Source organism: Microbacterium sp. LWO13-1.2 (assembly GCF_038397725.1).
Taxonomy (GTDB): Bacteria; Actinomycetota; Actinomycetes; order Actinomycetales; family Microbacteriaceae; genus Microbacterium.
In genome coordinates, this window is the sequence record NZ_CP151634.1 from 217,925 (window position 1) to 238,784 (window position 20,860).

Here is a 20,860-nt window from a genome sequence, read left to right on the forward strand (position 1 = left end):
GGATGCTTCGACACTAGCCGCGGCATCCGACACCGGAGATCGCGCTCAGCGCCACCAGGTGTCGTCGGGGACCACAGGGAGATGACGCTTGTGCTGCGTGGCGAGGTACTTCGCCTCGATGCGGCCAGCGACCTCAGCGTCCACCGGCAGCCCCTCGAGGAAATCGTCGATCTGCTCGTAGGTGAGTCCGAGTTCGTCTTCATCGGCGCGTCCCGGCTGGCCGTCGAGGAGATCGGCCGTCGGCACCTTGAACGCGAGGCGATCGGGGGCGCCGAGCGAGAGCAGCAGGGAACGTCCCTGGCGCTTGGTGAGACCGGAGAGCGGCAGAATGTCCGCCGCGCCGTCGCCGAACTTCGTGTAGAAACCCGTGACAGCCTCAGCCGCATGGTCGGTCCCGACCACCAGCAGACCGTCGTGACCGGCGAGCGCGTACTGCGTCACCATGCGGACACGCGCCTTGATGTTGCCGCGGTTGAAATCGCTGATGTCGCTGGTGACGGCGAACTCGATGTCCTCTTCCACCCCGTCGACGCCGTTCTGAATGTTCACCTCGACCGAGGCGTCCGGCACGATGTACGCGAGTGCGGCCTCGGCATCCGCGGCGTCCTTCTGCACCCGGTACGGCAAGCGCACCGCGAGGAACCGCGCCTCGCCACCCTCGGCCCGCACCCGCTCGACGGCGAGCTGCGCGAGGCGTCCGGCCAGCGTCGAGTCCTGACCGCCGGAGATGCCGAGCACGAAGCCCTTGGCACCGGTCGTGCGCAGGTAGTCCACCAGGAACTGCACTCGTCGCTCCACCTCGGCGGCGGGATCGATCTCGGCCTTGACGCCGAGCGCTTCAGAGATCTGCTGCTGCAGGGACACGGGCTCCTCCACTCTGTCTCGAACCAGTATCGCCCTTCCGTGTTACGCACGGATGACGCCGGGGGGCTGAGCACACAGAGGATATCCGGCTCCGACCTGGCAGGATAGTGCGGTGAAACTTCTCGTCGCCGCTCTGAGCTCCGAACTCGCCGCCTTCCCGGACGCCCTTCCTGGTTTCGATCGGCTGGTGACCGGACCCGGCAAACTCCAGGCCACGTACGCGCTCACCCGTGCGCTCGATGCGAAGACCTATGACGAGGTCGTCGTCGTCGGCACTGCCGGCGCGATCGACCCGGACCTTCCGGCAGCGGTGCACGAGGTCGGCACCGCATTCCAGCATGACGTCACCGACCTCGATGGCATCGCGGGTCAGCACGTTTCGCTGCCCGCGCGGGTCTCAACCGGACGCGACGGCGTGCTCATCGCCACCGGCGACCACTTCGTCGACGATGCCGAGGTCACCGCGATCATCCGTCCTACCGGCGCCGCGCTGGTCGACATGGAGACCTACGCCTACATCTGGGTGGCCGAGCAGTTCGGCGTGCCGATCCGGGTGTTCCGCGCCGTGTCGGACAACGCCGAGGACGGTGCGCTCACCGACTGGCGTGAGGCGGTCGCGCGCTGCAGCGAGCAGCTGCGCGCATTCATCCAGGACGAGTACGGCGTCTGATTCAGACACCGTCGCGGCGGGATCGCGTCAGCGCGCCTCGATGATGCTCGGCCCGTTCGCCGTGGCGCGCACCGTGAGCTGGGCTGGGATCTGCTCCTGCATGGCGTCGACGTGACTGATCACGCCGACCGTGCGCCCGCCCTGACGCAGTTCGTCCAGCGTGCGCATGGCGATGTCGAGAGTGTCGCCGTCGAGGGATCCGAATCCCTCGTCGATGAACAGGGTGTCAAGACGGATGCCTCCGGCCCGCGCCGTCACCACCTCGGCGAGGCCGAGAGCGAGCGCGAGGGAACTGAGGAACGTCTCGCCTCCGGACAATGACTGGGCAGGTCTCGTCTGGCCGGTGAAGGCGTCGAAGACGACGATGCCGAGACCGGATGCCGCGCCCCGCGCCGCGAGCGCGTCGGAGTGCTGCAGCTGGTAGCGCCCCGTCGACATGTCGTCCAGACGCCGGTTCGCGGCCCGGACGATCTCTTCGAGTTCGGCGGCGAGCACGAACGTCTCCAGGGTCATCTTGCGCGTGTTCGCTCCACGCCCTGCGAGGGTGTCGGCGAGGTTCTGCAGGATCTCGTGGTCGGCGGCCTGACCAGCGCTGGCGGCATGCTCTGCGTCCGCCGAGTCGATGAGACCGTTCAGCCGCCCCACCGTGGCCCCAGCGCGTTCGACGGCTTCCATCGCTGAGATCCACCGTGACCGGACGGCCGCTGCCGCTTCTTCTGCGGGTGCGGCGTCGATCGGATCTTCGGGAAGGGCCCGCAGCTCGAGCGGCAGCAGCACGCCCTTCTCCTTCTCCCGCTGCACGGAATGCGTCGTGATCCGCTGATCCAGGGCGGACTGCTCGGCCGGGGACCGCAGCGCGGACTCGACTTCGGCGTCAGCGTCGAACGGGGACTTCTCGAGTGCCGCGCGCAGCGCCGTGTCCGCTTCGGCGAGGGCGACGACACGCTGCGCGTGCTCGGTGAGCGCGGATGCCAGAGCCGACGCGGCGGCGATCCGAATGCGGGCCTCGTCCAGACGGGCCGCGACGGACTCGGCGTCACCGCGGGCCGCCTCGATCGATGAGACGGCTTCCCGCGCGCTCTCCTCTCGCACCGCAAGCGACTCGCGCGCGGCGGCGAGCGCGGATGCCGCTTCGCCGCGTTCCTGTTCGAGTACGTCACCCCGCGCCGTCGCCTCCGCCAGCTCGGCGTCGAGCGCCGTGACCCGAGCGGCGACCGTTTCTGCGTCGGCGAGATCTGCGGACGCGGATTCGAGTTCTTGCTGGGCCTGAGCATCCGAGCGACCGTCGGCTATGGCAACGGCTCCGGCGAGTTCTGCTCCCAGCGCCGCGAGGCGTTCGACGACGTCGCGCTCAGCCCTCGCCGCGGCGTCGCGCGCCGTCTCCGCCTTCTCGATGTCTTCAGCGGAGATCGGATCGGTGTGCGCGGCGGGAGCCGGATGTTCGGCCGAGCCGCAGACCGGGCATGGTTCGTCGGCCGTCAGCGTCGTGGCGAGTTCACCCGCGTATCCGTCGAGCCGACGCTGCAGGAGCGCCGCCAGCGCGGACTGGGCGATGGCCAGCGTGCTGTTCGCCGCTGCCCTGTCGCGGTCGGCCGCCGCCTTCTCCGCCTCGAGCCGTACGACCTCGCGAGCGGCCTTGCGGCGGACAGCCGCCTGATCGCGCGCATGGGTGAGACCGTCCAGACGATCCGCGCTGCGGCGGGCCGAGTCGCGTGCTTCGGTGACGCGGAGGATCAGCGCAGGAAGCTCACCGCGCTCCTCGTCGATGCGTTCCGCCTGGCGAGATGCCGCATCCACCGCCGAGCGCGCCGATTCCAGCTCCGCCAGGCGTTCGGAGGTGGCGGACTCGAGCTGCGCGGCACGCTGCCAATGCCCGCTTTCGCGGGTGAGGTGGGATGACCAGCTCTCCAACGCGACAGCGGACTCGTCGTCGAGTTCGACGCCGATGGCGCGCCACGTATCGCGGGCACGGTCGACAGCGGCCCGAGATGTGGTCTCGGCGGACGCCGCGCGCGTCACCGCCTCCAGCACACCACGGAGCGTCTCAGCGGACCGGGCACGGTCGAGCGTGCGTCGCGCCTCGTCGATCTGCGGCTGCTCCGCCTCGAGTATGGTCAGCGCGGATCGGGCTCGATCGCGCTCGGTCTGCGCGACGACCTGCTCTCGGAGATCGACCAGAGCCGCATCGGCCGACGCGAGAGCGCGCTCGGCGTCGTCACGCTCCGCGGAGCGGCGCTCCGCCCGGTATGCGGCGCGGGACGCGGCTCGTCGCAGGGCCTCGAGCCGATCCGCCGTGGTCATCGGCGCTGCGGAGGAGGGCACCGTCTGCGCCAGCTCCTCTTCGTCTCCGCTTTCGGCATCCGCGGGCTCTGCGCCGCCTTCTATCTCGGTGGCACCCGCGCCCGTAGTTCCCCAGAGCTCTTCGACGGTGACGAGTCGCTCGGCCTCCTCGATGCGCGCCGCCACCGCGGCCGTTCGCGTGCCGAGCGCCTGCTCCGATGCGCGGCGTCGCTCATCGAAGCGCGCCTGCACGTCTTCGAAACGCTCGGTGCCGAAGAGCTTTCGCAGCAGTGCCTGTCGGTCCTTACTGTTCGCCAGGAGGAACTCCGAGAACCGGTTCTGTGCGAGCAGGATCACCTGCAAGAACTGTTCGCGGCTCAGCTGCAGGATCGCGTCGAGCTCGTGCCCGACGTCGACGGCCCGCGCGGCACGGCCGATCCATCCGGCATCCGTCCGCTCTTCCAGCGCGACGGCCGGCGCCTGCTTTGTCATGCCGCCACCGCGCTTCGCCGGCCGGAGGTATTCGGGTGACCGGGTGACCCGGAAGCGACCAGCGGTGGTGCTGAACTCGACCACCACTTCGGTGATGTCGTCGGGCTCGCAGTGGTCGCTGCGCAGCCGCTTGTCACCGCTCTCGTAGCGAGGCACTCCGCCGTACAGCCCGAAGCACACCGCGTCGAGGATGCTCGACTTGCCGGCGCCGGTGCGCCCGGCGATCAGGAAGATGCCGTCGTCGGCGAATGCGTCGAAGTCGACGACCTGACGCGATCGGAACGGGCCGAACCCCTCGATCTCCAGGTGATGCAGCCGCATCAGCTCTTGCTCCCGATCACAACGAGACTCCGGATCAAACGAGCGCCTCCGCACGCACCCGGTCGTCGAGCACTTCGCGGATGAGTTCACCCTCGCGCTCGGTCGGCCCCTGCCCTGCGCGGACATGCTCGAGGAAGGCCTCGATGCGGTCGGTATCGGTCGCTGCGGCGCGAAGCCGCTGCGAATAGGAACGTTCGTCGGCCACGACGTCGGAGCTCGGCTGGTGCTGCACCATGGCGCAGTACGGGTATCGCTCGCGAAGTCGTCGCATCGGCTCGCGCTGCGGCAGCGCATCGGTGTAGATCGCGCAGACCCATTCCCCGGCGTGGGCCGCAACGTTGCCGGACGAGAGGATCTCATCGAGAGCGCCGGTCAGAGTGACGAGACCTCGCGGCACGGGGAGCGGCACCCACTCGACGGCGGCGAGACCCGCCGCGTCGAGCTCGACGAGCCAGGACCCGCGTTCCTTGTGCTGCTCACCGAAGCTGTAGTGCAGCGGCGCGCCCGCGTAGCGCACCCGCTCACTCACCTGCTGCCGCCCGTGGATGTGCCCGAGGGCGACGTAGTCGGGGCCGTCGAACACGCTCAGCGGCACGACGTCGAGCCCGCCCTGCCGTACTTCGCGTTCGAGACCGACGGTGGCATCGACGCCGGCGGCGAAGCAGTGCGCGATCGCGACCGAGCGGCCCGGGTAGGTGGACATCGCCGTGCGCACCAGATCCATCGCGTGCGCCATCGTCTGAGCCTGGGTGCGCAGGGGGCGCCCTTCCGAATCGCCGGCCGGCCAGTGCTGGCGCACGATCGCGGGCTCCAGATACGGAATGCCGAAGAACTGCACCGGACCATCGGCATCCGTCACCGTGATCGGTGTGCCGATGGCGAGCGGATCGGTGAGGACGTGGATGCCGTCGCGGAGCAGCCGGGCCTGGAAGCCGAGGCGCGCCGCCGAATCATGGTTGCCGCTGGTGACGATGACCCTGGCACCGGTCTCGTGGAGAGACACGAGCGTGTCGCCGAGAAGGGTGTACGCCTCGCCGGCTGGCGTGGCGGAGTCGAAGACGTCTCCGGCGACGATGACCACGTCGACGGCGTACTCGCGAACCTGCGCCGTCAACGCGGCCAGAACCTCGGCCAGCGCGCCCATGGTCGAGTTGCCATGGAAGGTGCGGCCGATGTGCCAGTCGGAGGTGTGCAGGATTCGCATACTCACACGCTACGAAGGGGGACGGACATTGCCCCTCAGGCGTGCCGCAACGAGGCAGGACGAAGATGACGGACGTCGTAACACGGCGTCACACAGCAGAGAGCTCAGGTGCGGCGGAGAAGCCTGGCGTGCTCCGGGTGCGCAGCGAACCAGTCGGCGACGTACCAGCAGACGGGTTCGACCCTCCGGTCGCCGCGCTGCTCGATATCGGCGACAGCCCCGGCTACGACCCGTGCTGCATGGCCGTGGCCGCGGAAACTCGGGATCGTGAACGCTCGGGTGAGGGCGATCGTACGTCCGTCATCGCGGTAGTCGAGCACGCTCACCAGCACTCCGTCGCGCATGAGCGTGTAACGCGAAGCATCCTTCTCATCGGTGAGGATGAAGCCGTCGACGATCGTGGAACCGGTCACCGTCACCAGATTACGCCGGGGTCTGCACGAATGGCGTGTTTTGACACGGAGCGACATCATCCGACATACTTCCTCCCATGACCACCAACGCAAGCCCTTTGTCCGCCCAGGAGGCGAACAGGACTGCCGGGATGATGATGCCCGGTCGCGTTGGCATGTGTTGCCGAATGTGTCGCTGAACGAACAGCCACCCCGCACGACCCGGTTTTTCGCGATCTGCGACGACTGAGTCCACGAGCATCCACCCTTTTGCTCGCTTCCCGGCTCGCCCGGTCATTCATGCAACGCATCAGAGCCGCATCGGCTCACTGTCCCTAAGGACTTCATCATCATGTCGAACATCGCACTCCTCGAGCGTCCCGCCGTCACCGCCCCGATCCGCACCGTCCGGGCTCAGCAGGAGCAGCCGGCAGCGGCCGATCTTCCGGCCGCCCGCTCCCCTCGCGGCTTCGCCCTCTACGTCGGCCTCGACGAGATCAAGGCAGCCGAGGCCGGCGTCAGCCTTCCCGTCCTCGTCGATGCGCTCCGTCGCACGCTCGCAGAGCTCGCGCCCGGCGCCGAGACCCACGCCACCGTCGCTCTTGCCCCGCACGGCTCGGGTGGCCGCGACCTCGATCTCGTACGCCTCGCCCTGCAGGAGCCCGGAGCGATCGCCCGCACGAAGGCAGCGGCAGAAGAAGAGGCCGCCAGCACCGAGGGCGGCGTGACCGTCGACATCTCGCGCAAGCGCGTGCTCATCGACGGCGAGTCGGCTGCCTTCACGTACAAGGAGTTCGAACTCCTTCAGTACCTGGTACTCCGCGAGGGGCGCACGATCGAGCGCACCGAACTCGTCTCGGCTCTGTGGCAGGCGCAGGACGACGAGACCCCCGGCGAGCGCACCATCGACGTGCACGTCCGTCGCCTGCGGGCCAAGCTCGGTCGCTACGAGGACATCGTTCGCACCGTCCGCGGCATCGGCTACCGCTTCGACCGGCACGCCGACGTCGTGATCCGCTACGGCCACGGCACCCCTTCGCCCGACCGGTTCTGAGTCCCCTTCGCCCTCGTTCCGCCGATCCCCAGTTCATAACTCAGGAGAATCGGGCGTCGTCGACGTGATTCCGGTCGATCTCCGCCCGAATCGGCGGACTTCTCCTGAATCATGAACGCACACATCGGTGTCAGGCCTGGCACGTAGGGTGGGCGCATGACGTTGACAGCGGGCACGGAGCAGGCCGACGCCGGCGTCCCGCTGGAGACGACCTACCGTCCGGCACACGCCGTCGATCTGGGCGCCACTGTCGCGGTGCTTCGCCGCGGCGGCACCGATCCGACCCTGGTGGTCGACGGCTCGGTGATCTGGCGCGCGATGCGCACGCCGGATGGCGCAGCGACGATCGCACTGCGTTCGGTGTCCGGCGAGATCCGAGCGACGGCATGGGGCGCCGGCGCGGACTCCGCCCTCGAAACCGTGCCGCGGCTGTGCGGCAGCGCCGATGATCCTGCGCCCCTCGACGCGTCCCGGCATCCGGTGATCGCCGAAGCCGCGCGGCGCAATCCCGGCCTGCGACTCACCCGCACCGACCAGGTGTTCGACGCGCTGGCCAGCTCGATCCTCGAGCAGAAAGTCACCGCGATGCAGGCGTTCGGTGCCTGGCGCTCCCTCGTCTCACGCTTCGGCATTCGCGCTCCTGGCCCGACGCCGCGGCCGATGTTCGCGCCGCCCGCCCCCGCCGACTGGCACCGCATCCCGTCGTGGTCGTGGCATCGCGCCGGCGTGGAGCCGCCGCAGTCGAAGACGATCGTCCGCGCCGCGGCACGAGGAGAGAGCATCGCCAGGGCACTGCACGCCGCCGCAACTCCCGAAGACCGCGATCGCGTGCTCACGAGCCTGCCGGGCGTCGGGGTGTGGACCGCGGCGGAGACACGCATCCGTGCGCTCGGCGATCCGGATGCGGTGAGCGTCGGCGACTTCCATCTGGCTCACGAGGTCGGCTTCGCGCTCACCGGACGACGCGTCGATGACGACGGAATGCTCGAGCTCCTGGCACCCTGGACCGGACAGCGCCAGCGCGTCATCCGCCTGATCCTCCGCAGCGGCATCCGGGAACCCCGACGGGGACCGCGCCTGGCGCCCGAGGACCACCGCGACCGCTGAGTCCGCGCCGCAGCGACGGATGCCGCGCTGACTATGCTGGGGCGATGAACACCCCTCGCACCGGCATCCGCCTGATCGGCACGATCGGACTGCTCGTCGTCGGCGTCGTGGTGGGCCTGATCCTGCAGAACGTCTGGCTCGGCGTGCTGCTCGCCGCGATCGTCTGGCTGGTGTGGTTCCTCGGCTTCGAGTCCCGCCGCGGGCGCAACACCGGGGTCAACGACGAAGATCACGGCATCGAGCTCTGATCCGCCTGCAGGCGCACGCGCTCATTTGCCCCGCGTCGGGCCAGCCGTAAGACTGGCCGCATGGCTCTTCTCGATCACCTCGGCATCACCGTCGATGACATCGACCGCGGACGTGAACAGTTCCACCCGGTCCTCGAGGCGCTCGGCTACGTCTGCGGGGTCGAGGCGGAGCATGGGATCTCGTGGAACCGCGGCGACGACACCGAGATCATCATCTTCGCGCCCCGCGAAGAGGGCACCGGCCCGCACGTCCACGGCAGGGTCGGATGGCAGCACCTCGCGTTCGCCGTCGACTCCCGCGACGAGGTCGATCGCCTGCACCGGATCGCCACGGATGCCGGCTGGGCCGTGGTGCGCGAGCCCAAGCTCTACCCGCGGTTCAACGACCGGTACTACGCCTCCTTCGTCGAGGATGACAACGGCATCCGTCTCGAGTTCATGCACAACCCGCCGCGGGAGGCCTCCGCGGGCTGAAAGTCGCGGTGTCGGCGGCATCGACCAGACTGGATGTCATGGCGACCTTCGATCATCTCGGCATCACCGTCGACTCCGTCCCGCAGGCATCCGCGCAGTTCAACCCGGTGCTGGAGGCTCTCGGCTACGACCGAGCGCACGATGCGGAGGACTTGGCGTACTGGCGCAAGAACGGCGAGCCGGAGATCCTGCTGTACCCGGCGCGCGATGAGGATACCGGGCCACATGAGCACGGCCGCGTCGGCTGGCAGCATCTCGCGTACGCCGTCGACTCCCGCGAGGAGGTCGATCGACTGCACGACATCGCGATCGCCGCGGGGTGGACGGAGGTGCGCGGCCCGAAGGAGTATCCGCGTTTCAGCGAGCGCTACTACGCGGCGTTCGTCGAGGATGCGAACGGCATCCGTCTGGAGTTCATGCACAACCCGAAGGGGTGGGACTGACGCCTGACGATCAGCGCGCCTCCGCGACCTCGGCCTCGGCGCGGCGATCGGTGAAGGCCTGCTTCGGCACGAAGACCAGCAGCACTGCGGCAGCCAGCGCCGTCACACCGCAGACGATCCACACGGTGAAGTAGCCGCTCAGCGACCCGGCTGTTCCCTCGGCCGAACCAGCGGCTCCCGTGACACCGTGCAGCAGTGCGATTCCGAAGATGCACGACGCCACGGCGCCGCCGACCGTCTTCACCGAGTTCGTCAAGCCCGTCGCGACACCCGTCTGCGTCGCCGGCGCTGCGGATGCTGCCGCCGCGGGCAGCGCCGCCACCAGCGCACCGGAGCCGAGGCCGACGACCACCATGTTGATGATCACCTGGGCGTAGCTGTGATGGAACGGGAGGAATGCGAGGAAGCCGATGCCGACCAGCACGGATGCCCCCATCAGTGTCACCCGTGGCGATGTCCACCTCGCGACGGTGGGGAACAGCAGCGCACCGGTGATCATCCCGATGAGGTAGATGCCGATGATGAGCGACGTCGCGAATCCGGTGGTGCCGAGGCCGTAGCCGTAGATCGCCGGATCGGTGCGGGCGAAGGTCGACAGCGGGGCCTGCGCACCGAGCACGCTCACTCCGAACAGCCCGGCCGTGAGGAACACCGGTCCGAGGGCGGGCGAGCGGAACATGCGCACATCGATCAGAGGATCGTCGTGCCGCAGCTCCCACAGGGCGAACGGGACGATCAGCAGGAGGCCGAGAGCGACGACGGCCCAGGACCACGGGTTCACGAGACCACCGTCGAGGCGAAGAAGGCTGAGCCCTCCGGTGAAACAGATCAGCGCGAGCGAGATCAGCACCAGACCGACGGTGTCGAACACACCCCCGGTGGGTTCCGGTGACTCCTTCACACCGAAGAGGATCACGAAGAAGCAGAGGACGATGAGGATCGCAGGAACCAGCAGCACGACGGTCAGCGGCAGCACGTCGATGAGCGCGCCGCCCGCGAGGGCCCCGATGATCGCCCCGCCCTCGAGCGCGGCGACCAGCAGTCCGGCCGCCTTCGCGGTGATCCCGGAACGCCCTTCCATCCGCCGCGAACGCGACCAGATCAGTGCGATCTCCAGCGGCAGCCAGACGACGTAGAAGCCCATCAGCGCCCACGCCGCGAGGAACACCTCGAAGGAATCGGTGAACGGCAGAACGAGTGCCGCGGCGGCGGTGAGGGCTGTCGAGATCAACAGCATCCGCTTGTGGCCGACCATGTCGCCGAGCTTCGCGAAGGCAGGGACGACGAGGGCGGAGAGCATCAGCTGCGCCCCTTCGAGCCAGTTGACGTCGGCGTCGTGGATGCCGAGGTGCCGGGCGATGTCCGAGAGCATGGGCGTGTAGTAGCCCTGCAGCACGCCGCTGGTGAATTCCACGAATGCCAGGAACCCGACGACGACCGCAAGAGTGCCCAGTGTTCCCGTGCGCGTCATCGCGGCTCCTGCTTCTTCTCGGCCCGCCACGTCTCGACGGGCTCAGCAGCCACCGCGCGGTGAGATCACCCTAGCCGCTCGATCAACGACCGGTGGAACAGCTCACCCCGCTCCAGGCTCGTGATCTCGACGCTCTCGTCGACGCCATGGATCGACGCCCGCTGCGCATTCGACATCTCCAGAGGCGCGAAGCGGTAGACGGCGGGAGAGAACCGATGGAAGTGACGTGAATCGGTTGCGGCCATCATCACGTAGGGCACGGGCGTGACGCGCGGATATGCCTCAGCCAACGCCTCGACGAGCAGGCCGAACTGCGGGTTGTCGGTCGGCGATTCCGGCGAGGGCTCGCTCGCCTCGAGCACCTCGACGGTGACGAGCGGGTCGCGGATGCGCCGGCGAACGCGCAGCACCGTCTGCTGCGTCGTCTCGCCGAGGGCGATCCGCAGATTGACAGTCGCCGATGCCTGCGACGGAAGCACGTTGGCCGCGGTGCCACCCGACTGCATCGTGGCCGCAACGGTCGTGCGAACGAGCGCGGCTGCCTCACCACCCAGACCGGTGAAGACCCGGGCGGTCACCAGCGGAGCGGCGGCGAGCGCTCGCAGGGCATAGCGCGCCGGGCCGGGGGTCTGGGCGGCGAGCTGCGACAGCATCCGTGAGATCGCCCGGGGGACGCGGGGTCGGAAGGTGGACGGACCCAGCCGGTCGACGGCGCGCGCGATCCGCCGCACGGCGGTGACCTGCGGTGGGGCGGAGGCATGGCCGCCTTCTCCGCGCGCGGAGAACTGCAACGTCATCACGCCCTTCTCGCCGACGCCGATCATCGCAGCCCGTCCCGGCACGAACGGGAGAGGCGCGTCGACGACAGCACCGCCTTCGTCGATCACCAGCCACGGGATGAGATCGCGCCGCCGCAGGACGTCGGCGATCGCGATCGCAGCACCGCCGAAGGTCTCCTCGTTGCCGCCGAATGACAGGTAGACATCCCTGGCGGGAACGAAGCCCGAGGAGAGCAGGTTCTCGACCGCCTCGAGGATCACGATCAGCGGTCCCTTGTCGTCGAGCGTTCCGCGCCCGAACACCGACCCGTCCGCGATCACCCCGTCGAACGGCGGGTAGGTCCAATCGTCGCTCTCATCGACCGGGACCACGTCGTAGTGCGCCATCAGGACGAGCGGACCGTCGGATGCTGCCCGCCGCCCTTCCCAGCGGAAGAGCAGCCCGAAGTCGGTGTGGCGTTCGAGTGTCAGCCTCTCGTGGGTGAGCGGGTAGAGCTCGGCGATCAGGGCGACGAACTCCTCGAAAGGTCCGGATCCGCGTTCCGCGAGTTCGGCCGACACTGTCGGCAGCTGGATCATCTGCGAGAGGCGCTCGGCGATGCCGGGCCGTGGGAGATGGGCGGAGGCGCTCTCTGTCGACATCGCGCCAGGATATCGCCGTCGGCATCCGCGCACTCCCCTGCCGTCCGGCCTGCCGCCTAGCATCGAAGCATGCCCGTCCCGTTCTCCCAGGTGTCCGATGTCGACCGGCATGACGCATTTCCCACGACCCCGTCCGGCGGCGGGGTGCTGCTGTTCGCCGGGTCGAGCGGTCGCATCGAGCAGGAGCGCGCCGACCTCCTCGCCGCGCACGGCATTCGCGTCCGCGCGATCCGCTGGTTCGGTGGCGCCGGCCAGCGCGCCGTGCCGCACGAGGTTCCGCTCGAACTCTTCATCGACGAGCTCGACTCCTTGCGCGCGGAGTGCGATCACGTGAGCATCTTCGGCACGTCGTTCGGCGCCGAGGCGGCACTGCTCACGGCGACTCTGAGACCGGTGCATGCGGTCGTCGCCGCATCGCCGTCGAGCGTGGCATGGGGCGGCGTCCAGGACGGACGCTGGTCATCGCATTGGACGCTCGACGGGCGAGCACTGCCCTGGGTCCCTTTCGACGAGGAGTGGATGCCGCGCCACGATCCGCCCGAGTACCTCAGCCTGTACGAGACGAGTCTGCACCGCGACACCGCCGCCACTGAAGCGGCCACGATTCCAGTCGAACGCATCGCCGCGCCGGTGATCCTCACGGCCGGAGGCGATGATCGGGTGTGGCCGAGCGCGGAGTTCGCTGCGGCGATCGTGAAACGTCGCTCGGACCATGGTCTGCCGACCGAGCTGTTCTCCGCTCCTGACGCAGGACATCGACTCCTCCTCCCCGGCGAAACGGTCGCCGCCGGCGGGATGTCGATGCGGCGCGGCGGCGACGATGAATCCGATCGGGCGCTCGGCAACCGGGTGTGGCCGCGGGTGCTCGACGCCCTCCGGTAGCGCCCGCACACGGCTCTTGCGGATGTCGGATGCTCGGCGCAGACTGTTCCCGCAAGCGGGGCCGGCCGAGACATCTCTCTTCTCCCAAGGAGCAACCATGGCAAATCTCAACCCGTATCTGTCGTTCCGAACCGAAGCGCGCGAGGCGATGGAGTTCTATCAGAGCGTCCTCGGCGGCGAGCTCGAGGTCAACGTATTCGGGGAGTTCCCCGACATGGTGCAGGACCCGAGCGAGAAGGACCTCATCATGCACGCCCAGCTCACGACGCCGGACGGCCTCGTTCTGATGGCGTCCGACTCCCCCAGCGGCATGCCGTACGAGAAACCGCAGGGATTCTCGGTGTCGTTGAGCGGCAACTCCGAAGAGCAGGCTCAGGCTGTGTGGGACAGGCTCGCCGACGGCGCGACGATCACGATGCCGCTCGATACGCCGCCGTGGGGTGGAACCTTCGGGATGCTCGTCGACCGCTTCGGCGTCCCGTGGATGATCCACGGCGACCCCGAGGAATGACCCCGCCACCGAACATCGGGTATGGCCCGCCGCGGGGGTCCGGGCCATACTCGAGGCATGACGCGCGCGATCGAGATCGACGACTACCACCAGGCTCTCCGCCCGGGTGATCGCGAAATCTGCGAGCTTCTCGCCACGGAGATCGAACGCGAGCTGCCGGATGCCACCGGCAAGGTCTGGCACGCGCATCCGGTCTGGTTCCTCGACGGGAACCCGATCGTCGGATACAGCCGCCTCAAGGACGCCGTGCGTCTGCTGTTCTGGAGCGGTCAGTCCTTCGACGAGCCCGGGCTTACACCGGAGGGCACGTTCAAGGCGGCCGATGCGCGCTACGTCGACGCGTCAGAGGTCGACCGAGATGCGGTGGCCCGCTGGCTGACCGCGGCCCGGAGCATCCAGTGGGACTACGAGCACATCCGCACGAATCGCGGCTTGGTCAAGCGCACCGAGTTCTGACTCGGGACGCCGTCAGTGCAGCGCGTTCTTCGTGATGTACGAGCGCAGTGCCGGCTCGTCGTCCGGCATCTCGGCGACGCGCTGCGGAGCATCCAGCATCTGACGCAATTCGGGTGAGAACTCGAGCTCGATGCCGATCGCCTCGTGGATCGTCTCGGCGAACTTCTGCGGCTTCGCGGTCTCGAGGACGAGCATCGGGACGCCGTCCTCCAGATACGAACGGGCGACTTTCACGCCGTCTGCGGTGTGCGGGTCGATGATCTCGCCCGACGCCTCGTAGACGGACCGGATCGTCGCCAGACGGTCGGCGTGCGTCGACGTACCGCTGACGATGCCGAACTCGGCTTCGAAGCGCGGCTGCTCTGCCGAGAGGTCGAAATGCCCCTGCTCGTCGAGCTCGCGCCACGCCGTCACCACGCGCCGCGGGTCGCGGTCGACGAGGTCGAAGATGAAGCGTTCGAGGTTCGAGGCTTTGGAGATGTCCATCGACGGGCTGGAGGTCGCGAGCGTCTGCGCTGCGGCACGAGGCCGGTAGATACCGGTGCGGAAGAACTCGTCCAGCACGTTGTTCTCGTTCGCCGCGAGGACGAGACGGCGGATCGGCAGCCCCATCTGCTTGGCGAAGAAGCCGGAGAGGATGTTGCCGAAATTGCCGGACGGCACCGTGAACGAGACCTCGACGGGTCCGTCGGCATCCGTCGCCCGCAACCAGGCCCAGAAGTAGTAGACGATCTGCGCGGTGATCCGAGCGAGGTTGATCGAGTTGACGGCGCCGAGGTGCTGCGCTCGCTTGAACTCCAGGTCACCGGCGAGGCTCTTGACGAGGTTCTGGCAATCGTCGAACACGCCCTCGACGGCGATGTTGTGCACATTCTCGTCATCGATCGAGAACATCTGTGCACGCTGGAAACTGCTCATCCGCCCCTGCGGCGACAGCATGAAAACGGAGACCCTTGCCTTGCCGCGCAGCGCGTGCTCGGCGGCCGAGCCGGTGTCTCCGGAGGTGGCGCCGACGATGTTCAAGACACTGTCCCGCTGCTCCAGCGCGTACTCCAGCACCTGGCCGAGGAACTGCATCGCCATGTCCTTGAACGCCAGCGTCGGCCCCTCGGACAGTCCGACCAGCGTGATTCCCTCGCCGATCGATCGCAGCGGGACGACGGCCTCCGGGAAGTCCGCGTACGCGTCGGCGCACATCATGGCGAGGTCGTCGCGCGGGATGTCGGTCGCGAACAGGCCGAGCACCTCGGTGGCAAGCTCCGGGTAGCTCAGACCGCGCCAGCTCTCCAGCGTTGCGGCGTCGACCTGCGGCATCTCCTCCGGGACCGCCAGGCCGCCGTCGGGCGCCAGGCCCTCGAGCAGCGTGTCGCTGTACGGCAGCGGCTCCATGCCACCTCGGGTGGAAATGAACTGCACGGTGGCTCCTCGGGTCGGAATCGGCGAGTGACGCGGGTTCCATTCTCGCAGGTGCGACGACGGGGTGACGAAGCGGGCCGGTGTGCGCAACGGGCATCCGATGCGCACACCGTGGCGCCTAACCGCGTGACCGTTTGAGGTGCCGCCACAGACTCGACCACTGCTCCCCCTGGAGATCCCGCGGGAGAACACGGGGGGAGATACCTGCGTGCGCGAGTGCCTGCCGTGCGGACACGACATCGACGCGCGCAGCGCGTGCGACGACCACCGCCAGACTGGCCCCGCGGCCCGTGAACACCGCACCGATGAATGCCTCATACGCCCGACGCTCCGATCGCGGGATGAGGGCGGTCGCGCGTCGGCGGACCGTGAGCACGCCGCCGTCGACGCTGGGCTGCGGCGAGAAGCCCCACGCCGGTACCCGTCCCTGCAACTCGAAGTCGAACCAGGGCGCCGACTGCGCGGTCATCATCGTGCCGCCGCCCACGCCTGCGCGCTTTCGAGCGACCTCCCACTGCGTCAGCAGAACTGCGTGCCTCCATCCCTCCGAGGAGAGGAGGCGACGAAGAATCGGCGTCGTGAGGTGGAACGGGATGTTGCCGACGACGACCTCGGCGTCGAGCGGGTAGCGAGTGGCATCCGCCGCTTCCACCCGCACCGCGGGTAGCGCCTTCCGAAGGCGCCGGACTCGATGCTCATCGATGTCGATCGCGGTGAGGGGCCTGCCCAGCTCGGCGAGCGAGCGGGTGAGGGCGCCGTCGCCCGCGCCGAGTTCGAGGATCGAACCCGAGGTGTGCGCGACAAGAGACGTGAGACGGCCGAGCGTCGGCCGGTGGGTGAGGAAGTTCTGGCCGAGTTCGTGTCGGCCGCCATGAAGAGAACGAGGCATGAGTGCGCTCCAGAAGAAGAATCGGAGCACCTCGAGGGAGGGAACGCGCGAGAGCGCGGAGAAGCTGCCCGTCCCGAGGTGCAGATGGCATCTCGGAGGACGGCGCGTACGACGAGCGAGCGCGCCGTCAGGCGCGGCGGTCGCGGAACGTGAAGGAAGGCGCCGTCACCAGCGCGCTGTTTATTGTTCCCATCGGACCAGCCTACGATATCCGCGCAGCGTCAGATCCAGCCGCGTTCCTCCGCAAGGAGGACCGCCTGCTGACGGGTGCCGACGGCGAGTTTGGCGAGCACCGCGGAGATGTGGTTGCGCACGGTGCCGGGCGCCAGGGACAAGCTTCGGGCGATCTGACTCGTGGTCTCTCCCCGGCGTCCGGCGCGCAGCACATCGAGCTCTCGGTCGGTGAGCGGGGAGCGCTCGTCGCTCAGCGCATCCGCTGCGATCTCCGGGTCGACATAGCGTCCGCCCGCAGCAACGCGGCGGATGATCGCCGCGACCTCGTCGGCGCCGCGGGACTTCGGGAGGAACCCGGCGACGCCCGAGGCCAGCGCCCTGCGCAGGATTCCCGGTCGCGCGTGGCGGGTGACCACCACGCACCGTGTCGCGATGGCGCGGTTCAGGCGCTCGGCGACCTCGACGCCGTCGAGTCCGGGCATCTCCAGGTCGAGCAGGCACACATCCGGCAGCAGTCGCAGCGCCTCGGCGACCGCCTGCTCGCCGTTCTCACATTCGGCGACGACCTCGATGTCGTCTTCGAGACGGAGGAGAGCGGCGAGCGCAGAGCGGATCATCCCCTCGTCGTCGGCGAGCAGAACCCGGATCATCGTGCTTCTCCCTGTCGTGCCGGCACCGTCACGACAACCGTGAACTCGTCTTCGCCGCGGTGCACCTCCAGCGCGCCCTCGGCCTCGGCGATCCGGCGCCCGACGCCCTCGAGTCCTGAGCCCTCACGCCCGGGCTCGATGCCTGGAACGACGTCGTTTGAGATCTCATAGCGCCAGGCATCCGCTTCCCGCGCGAGCACGAGCCGTGCGCGCTTTCCGCCGCCGTGCCGGATCACGTTCGTCGTCGTCTCGCGGATGACGGGGCCGAGATCGGATGCCGGTGCCTGATCGGCATCCGCCGCGATCGCCGTCTCGACATCGAGCCCGGCCGCCCGCAGCAGATCGCGGGCGTTGGCGAGCTCGTCGCTCAGCGGCACCGAACGGAACCGCATCGCGAGGTCGCGCGTGCCCTGCCGCGCTTCGTCGACGCTCGCCCGCGCCGCACGGAGTTGCTCCATCCCTGCTTCCGGGTCGCGCGGCATGAGTCGTTCGGCGAGCTCCAGCTGCAGCGCGATCACCTGGAGGTGGTGCCCCTGCAGGTCGTGGACGTCGGTCGCCACGCGCAGACGCTCCTGCGTCGCGGCGAGTCGCGCCTCGGAGGCGCGAGCCCGATCGAGTGTGATCAACACATCCCACCACCACAGCGAGCTCACCGTCATCGCCGGCAGGATGAGCGTGTAGACGACGGGGAGCGTCCAGGCCTCGTCGTACGCCGGGCCACCCGAGGACGCATCGACGAAGGCCGCGCCGACGAGCACGAGAGTCACCGCGATGACGAGGCGGAGCCGAACACCCCTCGGCCAGTTCAGCAGAACGAGGAACTGCGCGACGGGCATGATTCCGAGCAGCCAGCTGTCTGTGATGGTGCCTGCTGTGATGCCGAACGCCAAAGAAACGCCCGCCGGCACCGCCAGCGGGACCCATCGAACCCCTGGCTCAGCGTCGATGCGGTGTCGGTAGGCGGCGATCACCGGCACCGTCGATGCGCACCAGAGCAGGCCGCCGATTCCGACGATGAGCGCGATGGCACTTCCCGGCGTCACCGCGAACGCGATCGCGGTCCACACCAGCACCAGAAACACCTCGAAGAACATCACGGCGCTCGCGGTGTACCACCACGTCGCGGTGATCCCGCGGGCCAGCTGCTGGGCGCCGGGCCCGGGCTCTGCGCCTGCGGCGAGGGACTTCGTGCTCATTCGAACCACGATAGAGGCATGACACTTGTCAGGGATCCGGCAGGTGTTGCGCACGCGAAGAGGTGACAGCCCGGCACTGCCGCGCCGAGGCGAATGCCGATGAACTGGACTCATCGCGACGGACACACCGATCGCCCGGAGACCAGGAGCCACCGTGAACCTCATCGAAACCTTCCAGAACCTCGTGGCACAGGTGCCCGAGCTCGTGCAGCCGCTGATCGTCGCCCTGGCCGGCGCTGTCCCCTTCATCGAAGGCGAAGGCGCCGCCGCCATCGGGATCATCGGCGGCATCCACCCGGTGATCGCCGCCATCGCTGCGATCGCCGGAAACTTCCTCTGTGTCGCTGTCCTCGTGCTGCTCAGTTCCGGTGCCCGACAGGCCATCGTCACCCGACGCGACCGGTCTCGCGAACTCGTGCCGGCCGGTGGCACGATGCCGCTCGACGACGACATCGTCGGCGACTCCGGCCGCAAGACGGCACGCAAGGAGAAGTTCCAGCGGGCGCTCGTGCGTTACGGCGTTCCCGGTGTGAGCCTGCTCGGCCCGCTCCTGCTGCCGACGCAGTTCACCGCGACCATGCTCGCCGCGGCCGGCGTCGGCAAGGTCCGCATCCTGATCTGGCAGGCCATCGCGATCATCGGCTGGACGACCGTCATCACGGCGATCATCGGCAGCGCGGTGTACGCGATCCACTGAGTTGTGACCATGCAGCCTGGGCTGAGAGACCGTGCGGTCAATCAGCCCAGGTTTCGCGTCTCCAGCACAGTGATCATCGTTCAATCCTGCCCACGCTCGGCGCCGGTGGAGGCAGGACGCGCTCCGAAGTTGCGCGAGAACAGGTCGGCGGAGTCGTACGCGGCTTTGACCGCTGCCAGGCGCTCGCGCGTGCCCTCCGGATAGATCGAGGCCACGGCATCCGCCGATGACCCGTCGAGCGAGTTCGCGTACGCACCTGCAACGTGCGGCTCGAGGTCGCGCCACACTTCGGTCATTCGCGCGTGGATGCCACCGACCGCCGCATCCGGACCGACCGCGAAGGTCGTGACCATGAGCTCGGCGTAGCGGTGGGCGAAGGCTGTGGCGTCGGCCGGGACCTCGGCGAACGCGCCGCCGAGACTGTGCAGGACGATCGCTGACGGCTGCGACTCCCCGGCGATCCGGGCGACGGCGAGGGCAGCGGCATCCGCGGCGTCCGGAGCGACGAATCCGTTGCGGACCACGGCGCGCAGCCCGAGCGGCAGTTCCGCTCCCGGGTGCAGGATCTCGGCGTAGGTGCGACGGCGTGCGTCCACCGACAGCGGAGCGGCGATCGCGCGCAGCGCGTCGACGGACTCGACGAGATCACCCTCGTCGGAGCGCACCATCGTGACGACGATGGGAGCCTCCTTCCCGCCGGCGAGCGGGTTCGCCAGCACGACGGTCGATCCGATCGCGTGCGGCGCGTGCCGCATGTGGGCGGCCCATCCGGTGACGATCCGCTCTGCCTGGTCGGATGAGAAGGTCAGGGCGGCGAACTCGACCGTTCGAGTCGCCTGCGCCTCGAACTCGAACGCGGTGACGACGCCGTACGCTCCACCCCCACCGCGCAGCGCCCAGAACAGCTCGGCGTGGTGCTCGGCATCCACCACGAGCACGTCGCCAGAGGCCGTGACCAGTTCGACGGCACGGAGGTGATCCAGGGTGAGCCCGTCTCGACGCACCATCCAGCCGATCCCGCCGGAGAGGGTCAGCCCGCCGACGCCGACGTCTGCGGTGTCGCCCGACGAGATCACGAGGCCGTGCGGAGCGAGGGCCTCGACCACCTGCCGCCAGAGCGCGCCACCGCCGACGCGCACCCGGCGATCCGGGAGCACCTCCACGGCGTCGAGGGAACGCAGGTCGATGACGATTCCGCCATCGACCGTGCTGAATCCGGCAGCCGAGTGACCGCCACCGCGCACGGCGAGCGGAAGATCGGATGCCGCCGCGAAGCGGACCGCGCGGGCGACGTCGGCGGTGTCGGCAGGACGGAGGACGAGGACCGGTGCGGCCGACGCCATCGGCGTACGGGCAGCGGCCGAGTACTCCGCCGAATCGGGAGTGATGATCGCGCCGGTGAATTCGGCGAGCTGGGTGTCGATCTCGGCAAGCATGATGTCTCCTTCGGATGCCCGCCGAAATGGCGAGTCATGAAGAAGACGATGAGAGCGATCGGAATGTGACCGGATCCGAGAAATCGGTGTCTGCCCGCCGAGTTCACGGCGG

21 protein-coding genes are annotated in these 20,860 nt (G+C 68.7%); 10 read left to right on the forward strand and 11 right to left on the reverse strand.

Annotation, left to right across the window (positions count from 1 at the left end; translation table 11 throughout):
* Window positions 1-45 precede the first annotated feature (45 nt).
* Window positions 46-864 carry an ammonia-dependent NAD(+) synthetase gene (gene nadE, locus MRBLWO13_RS01035; protein WP_341975902.1) on the reverse strand — a complete coding sequence of 273 codons (819 nt, stop codon included), beginning with the start codon at window positions 862-864 and terminating at the stop codon, window positions 46-48.
* A gap of 112 nt (window positions 865-976) precedes the next feature.
* On the opposite strand from nadE, the gene MRBLWO13_RS01040 reads away from it, so the two are divergent.
* Complete coding sequence (locus tag MRBLWO13_RS01040) at window positions 977-1,534, forward strand: nucleoside phosphorylase (protein ID WP_341975903.1); 558 nt, start codon at window positions 977-979, stop codon at window positions 1,532-1,534.
* A 27-nt stretch (window positions 1,535-1,561) separates the two neighbouring features.
* Here the strand turns inward: MRBLWO13_RS01040 and MRBLWO13_RS01045 are convergent, their stop codons facing one another.
* The 3 genes from MRBLWO13_RS01045 to MRBLWO13_RS01055 form a co-directional block, all read right to left on the reverse strand.
* Complete coding sequence (locus MRBLWO13_RS01045) at window positions 1,562-4,627, reverse strand: AAA family ATPase (protein WP_341975905.1); 3,066 nt, start codon at window positions 4,625-4,627, stop codon at window positions 1,562-1,564.
* 34 nt (window positions 4,628-4,661) lie between these two features.
* Window positions 4,662-5,831, reverse strand: coding sequence for an exonuclease SbcCD subunit D (locus MRBLWO13_RS01050; protein WP_341975906.1), 1,170 nt, complete (start codon window positions 5,829-5,831; stop codon window positions 4,662-4,664).
* Between the two features lie 104 nt (window positions 5,832-5,935).
* Complete coding sequence (locus MRBLWO13_RS01055; protein WP_341975907.1) at window positions 5,936-6,244, reverse strand: N-acetyltransferase; 309 nt, start codon at window positions 6,242-6,244, stop codon at window positions 5,936-5,938.
* Between the two features lie 331 nt (window positions 6,245-6,575).
* Here MRBLWO13_RS01055 and MRBLWO13_RS01060 point away from each other — a divergent pair, with 331 nt between their 5' ends.
* The 5 genes from MRBLWO13_RS01060 (at window position 6,576) to MRBLWO13_RS01080 (ending at window position 9,549) form a co-directional block, all read left to right on the forward strand.
* Window positions 6,576-7,277: a winged helix-turn-helix domain-containing protein gene (locus tag MRBLWO13_RS01060; protein ID WP_341975908.1), complete on the forward strand. Its 702-nt coding sequence runs from the start codon at window positions 6,576-6,578 to the stop codon at window positions 7,275-7,277.
* Window positions 7,278-7,433: 156 nt separating this feature from the next.
* Complete coding sequence (locus tag MRBLWO13_RS01065; protein ID WP_341975909.1) at window positions 7,434-8,384, forward strand: DNA-3-methyladenine glycosylase 2 family protein; 951 nt, start codon at window positions 7,434-7,436, stop codon at window positions 8,382-8,384.
* 44 nt (window positions 8,385-8,428) lie between these two features.
* Window positions 8,429-8,632 (forward strand): hypothetical protein, encoded by a 204-nt coding sequence (locus tag MRBLWO13_RS01070; RefSeq protein ID WP_341975910.1) that lies wholly within the window; start codon window positions 8,429-8,431, stop codon window positions 8,630-8,632.
* 60 nt (window positions 8,633-8,692) lie between these two features.
* Window positions 8,693-9,106 carry a VOC family protein gene (locus MRBLWO13_RS01075; RefSeq protein ID WP_341975911.1) on the forward strand — a complete coding sequence of 138 codons (414 nt, stop codon included), beginning with the start codon at window positions 8,693-8,695 and terminating at the stop codon, window positions 9,104-9,106.
* A gap of 38 nt (window positions 9,107-9,144) precedes the next feature.
* Window positions 9,145-9,549 (forward strand): VOC family protein, encoded by a 405-nt coding sequence (locus MRBLWO13_RS01080; protein ID WP_341975912.1) that lies wholly within the window; start codon window positions 9,145-9,147, stop codon window positions 9,547-9,549.
* A gap of 10 nt (window positions 9,550-9,559) precedes the next feature.
* Here MRBLWO13_RS01080 and MRBLWO13_RS01085 read toward each other — a convergent pair whose 3' ends face one another.
* Window positions 9,560-11,020, reverse strand: coding sequence for an MFS transporter (locus tag MRBLWO13_RS01085; protein ID WP_341975913.1), 1,461 nt, complete (start codon window positions 11,018-11,020; stop codon window positions 9,560-9,562).
* A gap of 65 nt (window positions 11,021-11,085) precedes the next feature.
* Window positions 11,086-12,441, reverse strand: a complete 1,356-nt coding sequence (locus MRBLWO13_RS01090; RefSeq protein ID WP_341975914.1) for a M20/M25/M40 family metallo-hydrolase — start codon at window positions 12,439-12,441, stop codon at window positions 11,086-11,088.
* 69 nt (window positions 12,442-12,510) lie between these two features.
* Here MRBLWO13_RS01090 and MRBLWO13_RS01095 point away from each other — a divergent pair, with 69 nt between their 5' ends.
* From MRBLWO13_RS01095 to MRBLWO13_RS01105, 3 genes are all read left to right on the forward strand, one after another.
* On the forward strand, window positions 12,511-13,323 hold the full coding sequence (locus MRBLWO13_RS01095; protein WP_341975915.1) for an acyl-CoA thioester hydrolase/BAAT C-terminal domain-containing protein: 813 nt from the start codon (window positions 12,511-12,513) through the stop codon (window positions 13,321-13,323).
* A gap of 97 nt (window positions 13,324-13,420) precedes the next feature.
* Entirely contained in the window at window positions 13,421-13,834 is a 414-nt protein-coding gene (locus MRBLWO13_RS01100; protein ID WP_341975916.1) for a VOC family protein, read from the forward strand.
* Between the two features lie 57 nt (window positions 13,835-13,891).
* Window positions 13,892-14,290: a DUF1801 domain-containing protein gene (locus tag MRBLWO13_RS01105; protein ID WP_341975917.1), complete on the forward strand. Its 399-nt coding sequence runs from the start codon at window positions 13,892-13,894 to the stop codon at window positions 14,288-14,290.
* A 12-nt stretch (window positions 14,291-14,302) separates the two neighbouring features.
* On the opposite strand, the gene thrC is transcribed toward MRBLWO13_RS01105, so the two are convergent.
* The 4 genes from thrC to MRBLWO13_RS01125 all read right to left on the reverse strand — a co-directional run bounded on the left by thrC (window position 14,303) and on the right by MRBLWO13_RS01125 (window position 18,615).
* Window positions 14,303-15,706: a threonine synthase gene (gene thrC / locus MRBLWO13_RS01110; RefSeq protein ID WP_341975919.1), complete on the reverse strand. Its 1,404-nt coding sequence runs from the start codon at window positions 15,704-15,706 to the stop codon at window positions 14,303-14,305.
* A gap of 118 nt (window positions 15,707-15,824) precedes the next feature.
* Window positions 15,825-16,595, reverse strand: coding sequence for a 23S ribosomal RNA methyltransferase Erm (gene erm, locus MRBLWO13_RS01115; RefSeq protein ID WP_341975920.1), 771 nt, complete (start codon window positions 16,593-16,595; stop codon window positions 15,825-15,827).
* 221 nt (window positions 16,596-16,816) lie between these two features.
* Complete coding sequence (locus MRBLWO13_RS01120; RefSeq protein ID WP_341975921.1) at window positions 16,817-17,419, reverse strand: response regulator transcription factor; 603 nt, start codon at window positions 17,417-17,419, stop codon at window positions 16,817-16,819.
* Window positions 17,416-18,615, reverse strand: coding sequence for a histidine kinase (locus MRBLWO13_RS01125; protein WP_341975922.1), 1,200 nt, complete (start codon window positions 18,613-18,615; stop codon window positions 17,416-17,418). Before MRBLWO13_RS01125 ends, MRBLWO13_RS01120 begins: the two co-directional genes overlap by 4 nt.
* 154 nt (window positions 18,616-18,769) lie before the next feature.
* Between MRBLWO13_RS01125 and MRBLWO13_RS01130 the strand changes: the two genes are divergently transcribed.
* Entirely contained in the window at window positions 18,770-19,312 is a 543-nt protein-coding gene (locus MRBLWO13_RS01130; protein ID WP_341975923.1) for a small multidrug efflux protein, read from the forward strand.
* Between the two features lie 80 nt (window positions 19,313-19,392).
* On the opposite strand, the gene MRBLWO13_RS01135 is transcribed toward MRBLWO13_RS01130, so the two are convergent.
* Window positions 19,393-20,748 carry an FAD-binding oxidoreductase gene (locus MRBLWO13_RS01135; protein WP_341975924.1) on the reverse strand — a complete coding sequence of 452 codons (1,356 nt, stop codon included), beginning with the start codon at window positions 20,746-20,748 and terminating at the stop codon, window positions 19,393-19,395.
* Window positions 20,749-20,860 lie beyond the last annotated feature (112 nt).